This is a genomic window from Microbacterium sp. LCT-H2, assembly GCF_001866135.1.
Classification (GTDB): domain Bacteria; phylum Actinomycetota; class Actinomycetes; order Actinomycetales; family Microbacteriaceae; genus Microbacterium.
On sequence record NZ_MODW01000002.1, the window covers coordinates 701,199 to 715,922 of the forward strand.

General features: G+C 69.2%; 10 protein-coding genes and 1 tRNA gene. 2 read left to right on the forward strand and 9 right to left on the reverse strand.

All coding sequences use genetic code 11. From position 1 onward, the window contains the following. Positions 1–11 precede the first annotated feature (11 nt). On the reverse strand, positions 12–2,645 hold the full coding sequence (gene polA / locus BK819_RS07795) for a DNA polymerase I (protein WP_071328610.1): 2,634 nt from the start codon (positions 2,643–2,645) through the stop codon (positions 12–14). Positions 2,646–2,690: 45 nt separating this feature from the next. Here polA and BK819_RS07800 point away from each other — a divergent pair, with 45 nt between their 5' ends. Further along, positions 2,691–3,119, forward strand: coding sequence for a hotdog fold thioesterase (locus BK819_RS07800; protein ID WP_071328611.1), 429 nt, complete (start codon positions 2,691–2,693; stop codon positions 3,117–3,119). Here BK819_RS07800 and BK819_RS07805 read toward each other — a convergent pair. Together BK819_RS07805 and BK819_RS07810 are read right to left on the reverse strand one after the other, a co-directional pair. Further along, the gene (locus BK819_RS07805; RefSeq protein ID WP_071328612.1) at positions 3,094–3,657 is read right to left on the reverse strand and encodes a GNAT family N-acetyltransferase; all 564 of its coding nucleotides are present in this window, start codon (positions 3,655–3,657) and stop codon (positions 3,094–3,096) included. The two genes, BK819_RS07800 and BK819_RS07805, sit on opposite strands and share 26 nt — an antisense overlap. An 8-nt stretch (positions 3,658–3,665) precedes the next feature. Continuing rightward, the gene (locus BK819_RS07810) at positions 3,666–4,283 is read right to left on the reverse strand and encodes an ANTAR domain-containing response regulator (RefSeq protein ID WP_025103469.1); all 618 of its coding nucleotides are present in this window, start codon (positions 4,281–4,283) and stop codon (positions 3,666–3,668) included. Positions 4,284–4,383: 100 nt separating this feature from the next. On the opposite strand from BK819_RS07810, the gene BK819_RS07815 reads away from it, so the two are divergent. Further along, positions 4,384–4,469: transfer RNA gene (locus BK819_RS07815), tRNA-Leu, on the forward strand. 22 nt (positions 4,470–4,491) lie between these two features. Here BK819_RS07815 and BK819_RS07820 read toward each other — a convergent pair. The 6 genes from BK819_RS07820 to lgt form a co-directional block, all read right to left on the reverse strand. Then, entirely contained in the window at positions 4,492–5,202 is a 711-nt protein-coding gene (locus BK819_RS07820; protein ID WP_071328613.1) for a triacylglycerol lipase, read from the reverse strand. Then, a complete protein-coding gene (locus tag BK819_RS07825) occupies positions 5,142–5,948 on the reverse strand; it encodes an alpha/beta fold hydrolase (protein WP_071328614.1) in 807 nt (268 codons plus the stop codon). The genes BK819_RS07820 and BK819_RS07825 overlap by 61 nt, the downstream gene beginning before the upstream one ends. 111 nt (positions 5,949–6,059) lie before the next feature. Next, positions 6,060–7,508 carry a pyruvate kinase gene (gene pyk, locus BK819_RS07830; RefSeq protein ID WP_025103472.1) on the reverse strand — a complete coding sequence of 483 codons (1,449 nt, stop codon included), beginning with the start codon at positions 7,506–7,508 and terminating at the stop codon, positions 6,060–6,062. A gap of 56 nt (positions 7,509–7,564) precedes the next feature. Then, on the reverse strand, positions 7,565–9,031 hold the full coding sequence (locus BK819_RS07835; RefSeq protein WP_025103473.1) for a glutamate synthase subunit beta: 1,467 nt from the start codon (positions 9,029–9,031) through the stop codon (positions 7,565–7,567). After that, a complete protein-coding gene (gltB, locus tag BK819_RS07840; protein WP_143049266.1) occupies positions 9,024–13,547 on the reverse strand; it encodes a glutamate synthase large subunit in 4,524 nt (1,507 codons plus the stop codon). Before gltB ends, BK819_RS07835 begins: the two co-directional genes overlap by 8 nt. A gap of 142 nt (positions 13,548–13,689) precedes the next feature. Next, positions 13,690–14,715: a prolipoprotein diacylglyceryl transferase gene (lgt, locus tag BK819_RS07845; protein WP_071328616.1), complete on the reverse strand. Its 1,026-nt coding sequence runs from the start codon at positions 14,713–14,715 to the stop codon at positions 13,690–13,692. Between the last annotated feature and the right edge of the window lie 9 nt (positions 14,716–14,724).

The following is a 14,724-nucleotide window of genomic DNA, read 5'->3' on the forward strand; positions in this document are numbered from 1 at the left end:
GGCCACCGGGATCAGTGCGCGGCTTCGTTCCAGTCCCGACCGCGGCCCACCTGCACGTCGAGCGGCACGGAGAGCTGAGCGGCATCCCCCATCCGCGTGCGGACGATCTGCTCCACCGCATCCCACTCCCCTGCCGCGACCTCGACGACGAGTTCGTCGTGGATCTGCAGCAGCACCCGCGACTCCAGCTTCGCGGCGTGGAGGTCGTCGTGGATGTGGAACAGCGCGATCTTCATGATGTCGGCCGCGCTCCCCTGGATCGGGGCGTTCAGCGCCGCACGCTCGGCGTTCTCCCGCAGCACACGGTTGGGGCTCGCGAGGTCGGGGAACGGCCGCCGACGCCCGAAGATCGTCTCGGTGTAGCCGACCTCCTTCGCCTTCATCACCGAGGCCCGCAGGTAGTCGCGGACCGCGCCGAACCGTGCGAAGTACTCCACCATGAGCTGCTTGGCCTCGGACTGCTCGATGCGCAGCTGCTTGGACAGCCCGAACGCGGAGAGGCCGTAGACGAGGCCGTACGACATCGCCTTCACCTTGGTGCGCATCGCCGGCGTGACCTCGGAGGGATCGACCCCGAACACGCGGGCGCCGACGAAGCGGTGCAAGTCTTCACCGCTGTTGAAGGCCTCGATCAGTCCCTCGTCGCCCGAGAGGTGCGCCATGATGCGCATCTCGATCTGCGAGTAGTCGGCGGTGAGCAGGGTCTCGTACCCCTCGCCGACCTCGAAGGCGCTGCGGATGCGCCGCGACTCCTCGGTGCGGACCGGGATGTTCTGGAGGTTCGGGTCGGTGCTCGACAGGCGCCCCGTCTGACTGCCGGTCTGCACATAGGTCGTGTGCACCCGGTGGTCTTCGCGGATCGCGGTGTCGAGGGACTCGATGATCTGCCGCAGCTTCGTCGCCTCACGGTGCTGCAGCAGCAGGCTCAGGAACGGGTGCGGGTGCGACTCCTGGAGGTCGGCGAGCACTGCGGCATCTGTCGAGTACCCGGTCTTCGTCTTGCGCGTCTTCGGAAGCTGCAGGTCTTCGAACAGCACCTCCTGGAGCTGTTTCGGGGACCCGAGGTTGAACTCGCGACCGACGACCGCGAACGCCTCCTGGGCCAGGGCATCCGCCCGCGTCGCGAGCTCCGCCGAGAACGTCGACAGCACCTCGTGCGACACGGCGACGCCCGCGAGCTCCATGTCGGCGAGCGTGCGGAGCGTCGGCAGCTCGATGTCGCGGAGCACCGCATCCACCGGCTCCGGCAGATCGTTCCGCAGCGCCTCGGCCACGCGCAGGATGAACCACGCCTCCTGCGACGGGGTGGCGCCCTCGGTCTCCGGCACGAGTTGCGACGGATCAGCCTCGGGGAGCTTCTCCCCCAGGTAGCGCTGGACGAGGTCGGACAGCGTCTTGTCCGGGAAGCTGGGGCGCAGCAGCCAGCCCGCGAGACTCGTGTCGTAGGCGAGCCCGCCCAGACGGATGCCCTGACGGAGCAGCGCCTTCACCTGCGGCTTGGCATCGTGCAGCACCTTCGGCGCGTCGGACTCCAGCCACGTACGCAGCGCCGCGGCCGCCTCCTCCGACCAGTCGAGCTCGCGCAGCTCGCTCCCGGTGGCGACACCGACGCGCGCCGGTGCGCCCGACTGGACCACGACCCGGAGAGCGACGTCTCCGTCCTGCGCCGCGGCCCAGGTGGCCAGATCCGGGGCGGACACCTGTGCCGGCGTGGGCATCTCGACGACGGAGGCCGGGTCGTCGGCAACCTCGCCCGCACCGACGGCCTCGAAGACCCGGGGCAGCAGCGTGCGGAACTCCAGCCGGGCGAAGATGTCGCGGACGGCCTCGGCGTCGATCGGGGCGACCGCGAGGTCGGCCGGTGCGACCGGCAGCTCCACGTCGGTCAGCAGGCGGTTGAGCTTGCGGTTGCGGCGGACGTCTTCGATGTGGTCGCGGAGGTTGCCGCCGACCACGCCCTTGATCTCACCGGCACGCTCGAGCAGCTCGTCGAGGGAGCCGAACTGCGTGAGCCACTTGACGGCCGTCTTCTCCCCCACCTTCGGCACGCCGGGGAGGTTGTCGCTGGTCTCACCCACGAGGGCGGCGATGTCGGGGTACTGCTCGGGACGGACGCCGTAGCGCTCCTGCACGGTCGCCGGGTCATAGCGCTTGAGCTGCGAGACACCCTGCACGGACGGATACAGCAGCGTGACGTCGTCGGTGACGAGCTGGATGGTGTCGCGGTCTCCCGAGACCACGAGCACGTCGTAGCCCTGGGCCGCCCCCTGCGTGGAGAGGGTGGCGAGGATGTCGTCGGCCTCGATGCCCTCCTGCGTCAGCACGGGGATCGACATGGCGGCGAGGCAGTCCTGCAGCAGCGGGATCTGGCCCTTGAACTCCTGCGGCGTCTCGGACCGGGTGGCCTTGTACTCCGGGTACTCGTCGGTGCGGAACGAGTGACGGGAGGTGTCGAACGCGATCGCGAGGTGCGTGGGCTGCTCGGCCTTGATCAGGTTGACCAGCATGGACAGGAACCCGTAGATGGCGTTCGTGTGCTGGTTGTCCTTGGTGGTGAAGTTGTCGACCGGGAGGGCGAAGAAGGCCCGGTAGGCGAGCGAGTGGCCGTCGACGACCATGAGGGTAGGCTTTGCGGAGTCCGTCACCCTGTCAGCCTAACGAGGAGCACGGACACCCGCAGAGGAGGATGCATGAGCGAGGTCGCCACCAGCGAAGGACTCGAGTGGGCGGCCGCCCGCGGCATGGGAGCCCTGGCCGAGAAGATGGGCATGGAGTTCGTCGAGTTCGGCGTCGATCGGTGCGTGGCGACGATGCCGGTGGAGGGTAACACCCAGCCGGTCGGTCTCATGCACGGCGGCGCCTACGTCGTGCTCGGCGAATCACTCGGCTCGATGGCGGCTAATCTGCATGCGGGAGCGGGCCGTCTGGCGGTCGGCGTCGACATCAACGCCACACACACCCGGTCGGCCACCTCGGGCGTGGTCACCGGAGTCTGCACGCCCGTGCACCTGGGGCGCAGCATCACGGTGCACGAGATCGTCGTGACCGACGATCAGGGCCGGCGCTGCTCGACGATCCGCATCACCAACATGATCAAGGACGCTCCCGCCGCGGACTGAGCGGCTCCTCCAGCAGCAGCTGGAACAGGATGTGGTCCTGCCACTCCCCCGCGATCCGCAGGTACTTCGGGGCGATGCCGATGCGCTCGAAGCCGGTGGCGGCGAGGACCCGCTGCGAGGCGACGTTGTGCAGCAGCGTCGACGCCTGGAGGCGGTGCAGCCGCAGCTCGTCCCGCGCGTGCTCCGCCACGAGGGCGACCGCGCGCCCGGCGAGCCCGCGGCGCAGTCGGGTGGAATCGATCCAGTACCCGAGATCGGCGCTCCAGAACGCGCCGCGCACGATCGTGTTGAGGTTGACCCGGCCGCGGATCTCGCCGTCGTCCGAGAGGATCACGAACCGGGAGCTCCGGCCGAGCGCGGCTTCCGCGACGCACTGCTGTGCGTTCTGCTCCTGCCACTCCTCGGTGAAGAACGCCTCGGAGCGCACCGGCTCCCAGGGGGCGAGATGCTCCCTGTTGGCCCGGTACGCGCGCGCGAGCGCGGCCCCGTCGCCGGCGCGGACCGGCCGCAGAACGTGCTCTGCGTCCAGCCGGAGCACCGGATGCCCTACTTCTTGGGAGCGAGCTGTTCGATGATCGCCTTGGCGACGTCCTGCATCGTCAGGCGACGGTCCATCGACGCCTTCTGGATCCAGCGGAACGCCTCGGGCTCGCTCAGGCCCATCTTCTCGTTGAGCAGGCCCTTGGCCCGATCGACGAGCTTGCGGGTCTCGAAGCGCTCGACCATGTCGGCGACCTCGGCCTCGAGGGTGATGATCTGCTCGTGGCGGGCCAGGGCGATCTCGATCGCGGGGAGGAGGTCGTTCGGGGTGAAGGGCTTCACGACGTAGGCCAGGGCTCCGGCCTCGCTCGCCCGCTCCACGAGCTCCTTCTGGCTGAACGCGGTCAGCAGCACGACGGGGGCGATGTTGCCCTTGTGGAGCTTCTCGGCAGCGCTGATGCCGTCGAGCTGGGGCATCTTCACGTCCATGATGACGAGGTCGGGACGCAGCTCGGTGGCGAGGGCCACCGCCGTCTCGCCGTCGCCGGCCTCGCCGACGACATCGAAGCCGTTGTCGCGGAGGATCTCGACGATGTCGAGACGGATCAGCGATTCGTCTTCGGCGACGACGACGCGTCGGGGTGCGGATGCCGTGGGCTGCTCAGCCTGTTCTTGCTCGGTCACCCCTCCATCCTAACGGAGAGGTCCCCGCCACCGGCTGAAGACGGCGGGCACGCGGGGAACCCTCCCTCGTCTGCGCTACAGTCGAAGTCGCGAGACACGGGCCGGCGTGGCGGAATGGCAGACGCGGAGCACTCAAAATGCTTTGTCCGAGAGGGCGTGTGGGTTCGAGTCCCACCGCCGGCACCAGTATCGCGAGCCCCTCGCCCCGTCACTCGGCGAGGGCGGCGAGTTCGGCCATCACGCGGGGGTGGGCGAGGATGCGGAAGTGTCCGCCCGTCTCCAGGACGACGTTCTTGGCACCGGGCAGCTCGCTCCCCTCCGGGATGTGCGGATCGAACGCGGCGTAGATCGAGACGATGCGCGCGTTCACGTCGAGCTCCCGCCCCAGCGCGACGATCGAGGGGTCGTCGGGCGCGAACGCCCGCAGCACCCGACCGGGCAGGAGCCGCGCATATCGGGAGCCGCCGAACGGCGTCGCGATGGCGAGCATGCCACGGATCCGCGCCCCCTCCGGGCCGGTCATTACCAGCTTCCCGGCGAGACCGCCCTTGCTGTGGGCGACGAGGAACACGCCGGAGAGGTCGTGCGCGCGCAGGTAGTCGGCCACCTGATCGGCCTCATCCTGCACCGGGAACTGGTTGCGGCGCAGCGCATCCACGACATGGACCGGATGACCCCTCTCGTGCAGCGCGACGATGAGCGGCTCCAGGAAGCGCCAGGTCTCGTAGACACCGGCGAGCACCACGATGGGGGCGCGGTCTCCGGTGGCGAAGTCGTCCGCCTGGTCACGGCCGAAGAACGAGCGGACCTGCCAGAACCCCGCGTAGGCGTAGTCCGCAGCCCACCAGCCCAGGATCCTCAGGACGCTGATCGTGCCCTCCCCCGTCGGATGGGTGCGGCCGGCACCGCCGTCGGCCATGCTCCCGTCGTGTGGGCCAGGATCGCGGACGCCACCGCCCGGGGCGCGGACTGCTGCGCGACATGATGATGACCGGGGATCTCCACCAATCGCGAGACGGCCGCCGCGTCGCGCAGCCGCCGGCACCACGCGCGTCCGGCGATCGGATCGTCGCTCCCCCGGACGACGAGCACCGGCACGGTCAGAGCCGCAACCCTCTCCTCCAGGGGATACGCGAGCATGTGCCGGACCTGACGGAGATACCACCGCACGCCGCAGCGCAGATAGTCGGTGAAGACGACGGCGTTGATCGCAGGGGTCTCACCGAACGTATCGAGGGCCAGTGCCTGGGCCTGGGCGCGGAGAGTCCGGTGGGCGTCATCGGCGACGGGACCGATCGTCACGACGGTCCGGACGTACTCGGGATGCCGCAGCGCCGTCTCCACGGCCCACTGCACACCCATCGAGTGCCCGACGAGCACGACCCTGTCGTCGTCGAGGCTCGCCACCACCTGAGCCAGGCCCGCCGCCATCTGCGGGATGGAGACGTCGAACCGGGGCTTCGGCAGGCCGCCGAAGCCCGGCAGGTCGACGGAGACCACCCGGGTCGTATCGGCGAGCACGGCGTGCAGCCGCGACAGGTACCGGTGCGACATCCCGATCCCGTGCACGAGGACCACGGTCGGAGCGGTGCTGCCGGCGGGCCGCGGACTCTCCAGGATGCGGAACGTCAGCCCGGAGGTGACGAGGAGACGACGGAGGACCATGGCAGCACGCTAACCGAGACCGCCGCCCCCGGCCGAGAGGCTTGACGCCCCGGCCCGGAGATGACAGAGAGGGGCGAGGCCGAAGCCCCACCCCTCTCGGAACGCCCTGCGTCAGACGCCGGCCTTGTAGATCGGCGCGGCGCCACGGAGCGCATCGCCGACCTTGTGCACGCGCAGGTCGTTCGTGGATCCGATGATCCCGGGAGGGGAACCGGAGATGACGACGACCTTGTCCCCCTCGACGGCGAGGCCGTTCCCGAGGAGGTACTCGTCGACCTGGTGGTACATGAGGTCGGTGTGCTGCACCATGTCAACGAGCGTGGAGCGCAGGCCCCAGGTGAGCGCCATCCGACGACGGATGCCCGGCTCCGGCGTGAAGGCCAGCATCGGGATGCGGGAGCGCAGGCGGGACAGACGGCGCGCCGAGTCGCCCGACTGCGTGAAGACGCACAGGAACTTGGCGTCCACGAACTCCGCGACCTCGAGGGCCGCGAGCGTGATGGCCCCACCCTGCGTGCGCGGCTTCGTGGTGAGCGGCAGGATGCGCTCCAGACCGTGCTCCTCCGTCGACTCGATGATCCGGGCCATCGTCTCGACGACGACGACCGGGTAGTCGCCCACGCTGGTCTCGCCGGAGAGCATGACCGCGTCGGCACCGTCGAGGACGGCGTTGGCGACGTCGGAGGTCTCGGCGCGGGTCGGCACCGGGCTGTTGATCATCGACTCGAGCATCTGCGTCGCCACGATCACGGGCTTGGCGTTGCGACGGGCCAGCTCGACGGCGCGCTTCTGCACGATCGGGACGGCTTCGAGCGGCAGCTCCACGCCGAGGTCGCCACGGGCGACCATGATGCCGTCGAACGCGTCGACGATCTCTTCGAGCGCGTCGACGGCCTGCGGCTTCTCGATCTTGGCGATGACCGGGACGCGGACGCCCTCCTCCGCCATGATCTCGTGCACGCGGGTCACGTCCGAGGCGTTGCGCACGAACGACAGCGCGATGAGGTCGGCACCGGTCCGGAGGCCCCAGCGGAGGTCCTCCTCGTCCTTCTCGCTGAGCGCGGGGACGTTGACGGCGACGCCGGGCAGGTTGATGCCCTTGTTGTTCGAGACGGCGCCGGCGACGACGACGCGCGTGGTGACGGTCACGCCGTCGGTCTCGACGACCTCGACGCGCACCTTGCCGTCGTCGATCAGCAGGAAGTCGCCGGGCTTGACGTCCTGAGGAAGGCCCTTGAACGTCGTGCCGCAGATCTCCTTGTTGCCGATGATGTCCTCGGTGGTGATCTTGAAGATGTCGCCCTTGGCGAGCTCGTACGGGCCGTCCTCGAACCGGCCCAGACGGATCTTCGGACCCTGGAGGTCCACGAGGATGGCGACGGCACGACCGGAGTCCTCCGCCGCACGGCGCACGTTCGCGTAGTTGTTCTCGTGCACGGAGTAGTCACCGTGGCTGAGGTTCAGTCGGGCGACGTCCACACCCGCATCGATCAGTGCGCGCACCGTCTCATACGTGGAAGTGGCGGGGCCCAGGGTGGCGACGATTTTCGCGCGTCTCAACATGTCTCCAGGGTAGAAGTGGGGGATTACAAACAGGCGACACTGCCGGCCTCAGCCTACGCGGGCTGGAGGCCGATCGCGACATCGCTCGGGCGCACCGGCTCCGGCAGCACGGTGGTGCCCATGAGGAAGCGGTCGACGTTCGCCGCCGCCGCCCGGCCCTCCGCGATCGCCCAGACGATGAGCGACTGCCCGCGTCCCGCGTCCCCGGCGACGAACACGCCGGGGATCGACGACTCGTAGCTCGCGGCGCGACGGAAGGCGCCGCGCTCGGTCACCTCCGGCCGGGTGTCCTCGGTGTAGCCGTCCTGCTCCGGTCCGGTGAAGCCCATCGCGATGAGCACCAGGTCGGCCGGGATCTCCCGCTCCGTACCGCTCTTGGGCACGCGGCGACCGTCGATGTACTCGGTCTCGGCCACGCGCAGCGCGCGGACCTCGCCGACGTCGTTCGACAGGAACTCCACGGTCGAGGCGAGGAAGACCCGCTCTCCGCCCTCCTCGTGAGCCGAGGCCACCTCGAAGATCGTAGGCATCATCGGCCACGGCTGGTGATCCGGCCGCGTCTCGCTCGGCTGCTTGCCGATGGCGAGGTTGGTGACGCTGAGCGCGCCCTGGCGGTGCGCGGTGCCGATGCAGTCGGCGCCCGTGTCGCCGCCGCCGATGACGATGACGTGCTTGCCCTCGGCGGTGATCTGGTCCGGGACGGTGTCGCCGGCGACCGCGTGGTTCGACTCGACGAGGTACTCCATCGCGAAGTGGACGCCGTCGAGGTCGCGACCGGGGATCGGCAGGTCGCGCGGGACCGTGGCGCCGGTGGCGATGACGACCGCGTCGTACCGGGCGCGCAGGTCGGCCCAGGAGATGTCCTTGCCGATCTCGACGCCGGCACGGAACCGCGTGCCCTCCTCCTGCATCTGGCGCAGGCGCGCTTCGAGCTGGCTCTTCTCCATCTTGAAGTCCGGGATGCCGTAGCGCAGCAGGCCGCCGATGCGGTCGTCACGCTCGAAGACGGCGACGGTGTGGCCGGCGCGGGTGAGCTGCTGGGCGGCGGCGAGACCGGCGGGGCCCGAGCCCACGACGGCCACGGTCTTGCCCGTCAGACGCTCCGGCGGCTCCGGCTCGACCCAGCCCTTGGCGAAGGCCTCGTCGATGATGGAGACCTCGATCTGCTTGATCGTCACGGCCGGCTGGTTGATGCCGAGGACGCACGAGCTCTCGCACGGCGCCGGGCAGAGTCGTCCCGTGAACTCCGGGAAGTTGTTCGTCGCGTGCAGCCGCTCGATCGCCGCGCGCCCCTCCCCGCGCCAGGTGAGGTCGTTCCACTCCGGGATGAGGTTGCCCAGGGGGCAGCCGGAGTGGCAGAAGGGCACGCCGCAGTCCATGCAGCGACTGGCCTGGCGACGGAGCACCGCCTTGTCGCCGGGCTCGTACACCTCTTTCCAGTCCATGATGCGCACGGGCACCGGACGGCGAGCGGGAAGTTCCCGCTCGGTCACCTTCAGAAAGCCTTTGGGGTCAGCCACCGGTCACCTCCAGGATGCGGTTCCAGACGATGTCGCCGTCGGGGTCGATCCCCTCGGCCAGTGCCTCCTCGCGCATGCTGCGCACGGCGGCGAAGTCGCGCGGGAGCACCTTCACGAACTCCGCCGCGCTGGCGTCGAAGTCCTCCAGCAGGGCGGAGGCGCGCGGCGATGCCGTGCGCTCCACGTGCTCCACGAGCAGCCCGCGCAGCACTTCGAGATCGGCGCGGTCCAGCGGCTCCAGCCGGAGCTCGCCGCTGCCGAGCGACTGCGCGTTGACCTTCGCGGTGTCCAGAGCGTGCACGTAGGCCACTCCCCCGGACATGCCGGCCCCGAAGTTGCGGCCGGTCGATCCGAGGATCACCGCGAGGCCGCCGGTCATGTACTCGAGCGCGTGGTCGCCCACGCCCTCGACCACCGCGGTCGCACCGGAGTTCCGGACGAGGAAGCGCTCGCCCACCACGCCGGAGATGAACATGGTGCCGGATGTGGCGCCGTACCCGATCACGTTGCCCGCGATGACGTTCTCGTGCGGGGCGATCGCGGAGCCACGGGGCGGCCGGATCGTGATGTCCCCACCGGAGAGGCCCTTGCCGACGTAGTCGTTCGCGTCGCCCTCCAGCCGGAGGATGATGCCCGGCGGAAGGAACGCCCCGAGCGACTGCCCGGCCGTGCCGGTGAGGGTGACGTCGATCGTCTCCTTCGGCAGTCCGGTGGCGCCGTGGCGCGAGGTCACCTGATGGCCGAGCATCGTGCCGACCGCGCGCTCGGTGTTGGCGATCGGGAGCTCCGCCATGACGGGCTCTCCGTTCAGCAGCGCCGCCTTCGCGATGTCGATGAGCTGCACGTCGAAGTGCTTGTCGAGTTCGTGGTCCTGGGCGCGGCCGCTGCGACGCGGCTCGCCGGCCGGGAACGCCGGTCCCTCCAGCACCGGGCTGAGGTCGAGCCCCTCGGCCTTCCAATGCGCGATCGCCGCGTTCGTCTCCAGGAGCTCGGTGCGACCGACGATCTCGTCGATCGAACGGTAGCCGAGCTCGGCGAGCAGCTCGCGCACCTCCTCGGCGATGAACTCCATGAAGTTCACGACGAACTCGGGCTTGCCGGTGAACCGGTCGCGCAGGACGGGGTTCTGCGTGGCGACGCCCACCGGACAGGTGTCGAGGTGGCAGACGCGCATCATGATGCAGCCGCTGACCACGAGGGGCGCGGTGGCGAAGCCGAACTCCTCGGCACCGAGCAGGGCGCCGATGATGACGTCCCGTCCGGTCTTGAGCTGCCCGTCGACCTGCACGACGACGCGGTCGCGCATGCCGTTGAGCATGAGCGTCTGCTGCGTCTCCGCGAGCCCGAGCTCCCATGGCGTTCCGGCGTGCTTCAGCGAGTTCAGCGGGCTGGCGCCCGTACCGCCGTCGTGACCGGACACGAGGATGACATCGCTGAGCGCCTTGGCGACACCGGCCGAGACCGCGCCGATGCCGGACTGGCTGACGAGCTTCGTGTGGATGCGCGCCTCGGGGTTGGCCCGCTTCAGGTCGAAGATGAGCTGCTTGAGGTCTTCGATCGAGTAGATGTCGTGATGCGGTGGCGGCGAGATGAGGCCGACCCCTGCAGTGGCGTGCCGGGTCCGCGCGACCCACGGGTAGACCTTGGTGGGCGGGAGCTGGCCGCCCTCACCGGGCTTGGCGCCCTGGGCGAGCTTGATCTGGATGTCGTCGGCCTCGGTGAGGTAGAGGCTCGTGACGCCGAATCGACCGGAGGCCACCTGCTTGATCGCACTGCGCCGCTCGGGGTCGACGAGACGGTCGGGGTCTTCCCCACCTTCCCCCGTGTTCGACTTGCCGCCGATCCGGTTCATCGCGATCGCGAGCGTCTCGTGCGCCTCCTTGGAGATGGAGCCGTAGCTCATCGCCCCCGTGGAGAAGCGCTTGACGATCGCCGAGACGGGCTCGACCTCGTCCAGCGGCACGGGCTTGCGCGTGCCGGTCCGCAGCGAGAACAGGCCGCGCAGCGTCTTCAGCTCCGCCGCCTGGTCGTCGACGAGCTTCGTGTACTCGCGGAAGATGTCGTAACGGCGGGTCCGCGTGGAGTGCTGCAGCTTGAACACCGTCTCCGGGTTGAAGAGGTGCGGAGAGCCGTCGCGGCGCCACTGGTACTCGCCACCGGTCCACAGCCGCTCATGGGCACGGGCCGCGGCATCCTCCGGGTAGGCGTAGTCATGGCGGGCCTGGTTCTCGGCGAAGATCTCCTCGATCCCGATTCCGCCGAGCTTCGACTCGGTACGCGTGAAGTAGGCGTCGATGAACTCCTGGCTGAGGCCGACCGCCTCGAACACCTGCGCGCCCGCATAGGAGGACACCGTCGAGATGCCCATCTTCGACATGATCTTCAGCACGCCCTTGCCGAGCGCGTAGATGAGGTTCTTCACGGCCTTCTCCGGGGAGATGCCCGTGATGTAGCCGGTCCGCACGAGGTGCTCGACCGTCTCCATGGCGAGGTAGGGATTGATCGCGGAAGCACCGTAGCCGATGAGCGTCGCGACGTGGTGCACCTCGCGCACGTCGCCGGCCTCGACGATCAGACCGACCTTCATCCGGTTCTCGCGCCGGATGAGGTGGTGGTGGATGGCCGACACCATGAGCAGCGACGGGATCGGGACGAGATCCTTGTTCGAGTCGCGGTCGGACAGGATGATGAACTCCGCGCCGTCCTCGATGGCCTGATCGACCTCGGCGCACATCTCGGTGAGGCGTTCGGCGAGGGTGTGGGGTCCTGCGTCGAAGTGGTAGAGGCCGCGGATCGTGGCGCTCGAACGCCCGGGCAGGGCCTTGTCGATGTGCCGGATCTTCGCCAGCTCGTCGTTGTCGATGACCGGGAAGTCGAGCGACACCGTGCGCGTGTGCTCCGGACCCCAGGTCAGCAGATTGACCTCAGGTCCCAGACCGAGCTTGAGGCTCGTGACGACCTCTTCGCGGATCGAGTCGAGCGGCGGGTTGGTCACCTGCGCGAACTGCTGCGTGAAGTAGTCGAAGAGCAGCCGCGGGCGCTTGCTGAGCACGGCGATCGGTGTGTCCGATCCCATCGCGCCCAGCGGCTCGACACCCGTCTGGCCCATCGGGGTGAGGAGGATGCGGACCTCCTCCTCCGTGTACCCGAAGGTGCGCTGCCGCCGGGTGATGGAGGCCGGCGGGTGCACGATGTGCTCGCGCTCGGGGAGGTCGGCCAGGCGGACGGAACCGGCGTCGAGCCACTCCTGCCACGGGTGCATCGTCGCGAGATCGTGCTTGATCTCCTCGTCCTCGACGATCCGGCGCTGGGCTGTGTCGATGAGGAACATCTTGCCGGGCTGCAGCCGGCCGCGGCGCTTGATGCGCTCCGGCTCGAAGTGCAGCACGCCGGTCTCGGAGCCGATGACGACGAGCCCGTCGGTGGTCTCCGTCCAGCGTCCGGGGCGCAGGCCGTTGCGGTCGAGGGTCGCGCCGACGAGCGTGCCGTCGGTGAAGATGAGGGCGGCCGGGCCGTCCCACGGCTCCATCTGGTTGGAGTGGTACTCGTAGAACGCGCGCAGCTCCGGCGAGATGTCGGCCTGCTTCTCGTAGGCCTCCGGCACCATCATCATGATCGCGTGCGGCAGGCTGCGGCCGGTGAGGGTGAGCAGCTCCAGCACCTCGTCGAACGAGGCGGAGTCGCTGGCGCCGTCGGTGCAGATGGGCAGCAGGGGCGAGATGTCGCCGAGGAGCTCGGACTCGAGCTGCGACTGGCGGGCGCGCATCCAGTTGCGGTTGCCGCCGACGGTGTTGATCTCGCCGTTGTGGGCCAGCATCCGCAGCGGCTGCGCGAGCGGCCACGACGGAAACGTGTTCGTCGAGTACCGCGAGTGAACGACGGCGAGCTCTGAGGCGAAGCGCTCGTCCTGCAGATCCGGGTAGAACGGCTCGAGCTGGAGCGTGGTGACCATGCCCTTGTAGCCGAGCGTGCGGCTGGACAGGGAGACGAAGTAGGCGCCGAGCTCGTGGCCCGCCCGCTTGCGGAGGCGATAGGCGACGCGATCGAGCGCGATGCCGGTCAGCGGCGCATCGGCCAGGGTGGCGCCGCCGGCGCTCACGAAGAGCTGCTCGAAGGCCGGACGGGCCTCGTCGGCGAGCTTGCCGAGGTTCTCGTTGGCCGTGGGGACCTCGCGCCAGCCGAGGACGCGGAGCCCCTCCGCGCGGGCGATCTTCTCGATCCCGGCCTTCTGCTGGCGGCGCTCGCTCGAATCGCGAGGAAGGAAGGCCAGCCCGGCCGCATACTCCCCCACGGGCGGCAGTTCGAAGCCGGTGACCGCGCGGAGGAACTCGTCCGGCATCTGGGTGAGGATGCCGGCTCCGTCCCCGGTGCCCGCGTCGGACCCGATGGCCCCGCGGTGCTCCAGGTTGCGCAGGGCCTCGAGGGCCAGCGCGATGATGTCGTGCCCGGCTTCGCCGCGCAGCGTTGCGACCATGGCCAGGCCGCAGGCGTCCTTTTCAAACGCCGGGTTGTACATGCCCTGCTTCGGGGGGTATGCGCCGGAGGCGCCGTAAGGGGGCTGGAAGTACACCAGTTACCGTCCTCAGATCTTCAGTGAAACCCGGGGACGTCGTCGGCCCGCTCGTTCAGTGCAATGGTTCTCCCGCCGCGAGTCGGCGTTATCGGGAGCCGTCCCCGCTCGAGGGAGCAGCGCTTGTGGCAGTGGCTCCGGCGGCGACTTCTTCGGCCGGAGGCTCGCTCACGTCCACGAAATCAGAGGGATTGTCCTGCGATTGTACATCAGCGTCCACGTCCTTCCGTCCGCGGCCCGGCTGGTACGGCGAGGGCTCGAGACCGGGGTGACGGCGCGTCTGCACCACGAGGATGACGAGGCCGAGGACCACGCCGATGATGGCGGCCCAGACGTTGCTGCGCAGGCCCAGGATGATCTCGCTCGGGTCGATGCGGATCGACTCCCACAGGATGCGTCCGGCGCTGTACCAGATGAGGTAGATCGCGAAGAGACGACCCCACTGGAAGAACAGCTTCCGGCCGAGCCACAGCAGCACGAGGACGCCGAGGCCGTTCCAGATGACCTCGTACAGGAAGGTCGGGTGGAAGAGGGTGCCCTCGGGGAGACCGGGAGGGAAGGCCGAGTTGTCGGACGGGATCTCCAGTCCCCACGGCAGGTCGGTCGGCAGGCCGTAGAGCTCCTTGTTGAACCAGTTACCGAACCGGCCCATCGCCTGCGCGAGGAGCAGTCCGGGAGCCAGCGCGTCCGCGAACGTCCAGAAGCGGATGCCCGTCCACCGGCAGCCCAGGTAGGCGCCGACGGCACCGCCGATGAGCGCACCGAAGATCGCGATGCCACCCTCCCAGATCGCCCAGACCGAGCCCGGTTCGAACGGGTTCCAGGTGTTCTTGCCCTCGCCGAAGTAGAAGTTCGGGTGGGTGAGCACGTGGAAGATGCGCGCGCCGATGATGGCGAGCGGCACCGCGAGAATGGAGATGTCGATGACCACCCACGGCTCTGCGCCGCGCTTGGTGAGACGGTGGTTCGTCATCAGCACGGCGACGATGATGCCGGCGATGATGCACAGCGCGTAGAAGTGGATCCGGAGCGGGCCGAGATCGATGTACGAGACGGACGGGCTCGGGATGCTGGCGAGCACGCCGGTGGCGGTGCTGTGGAGCGCGGAGGACATGAGTGCGAT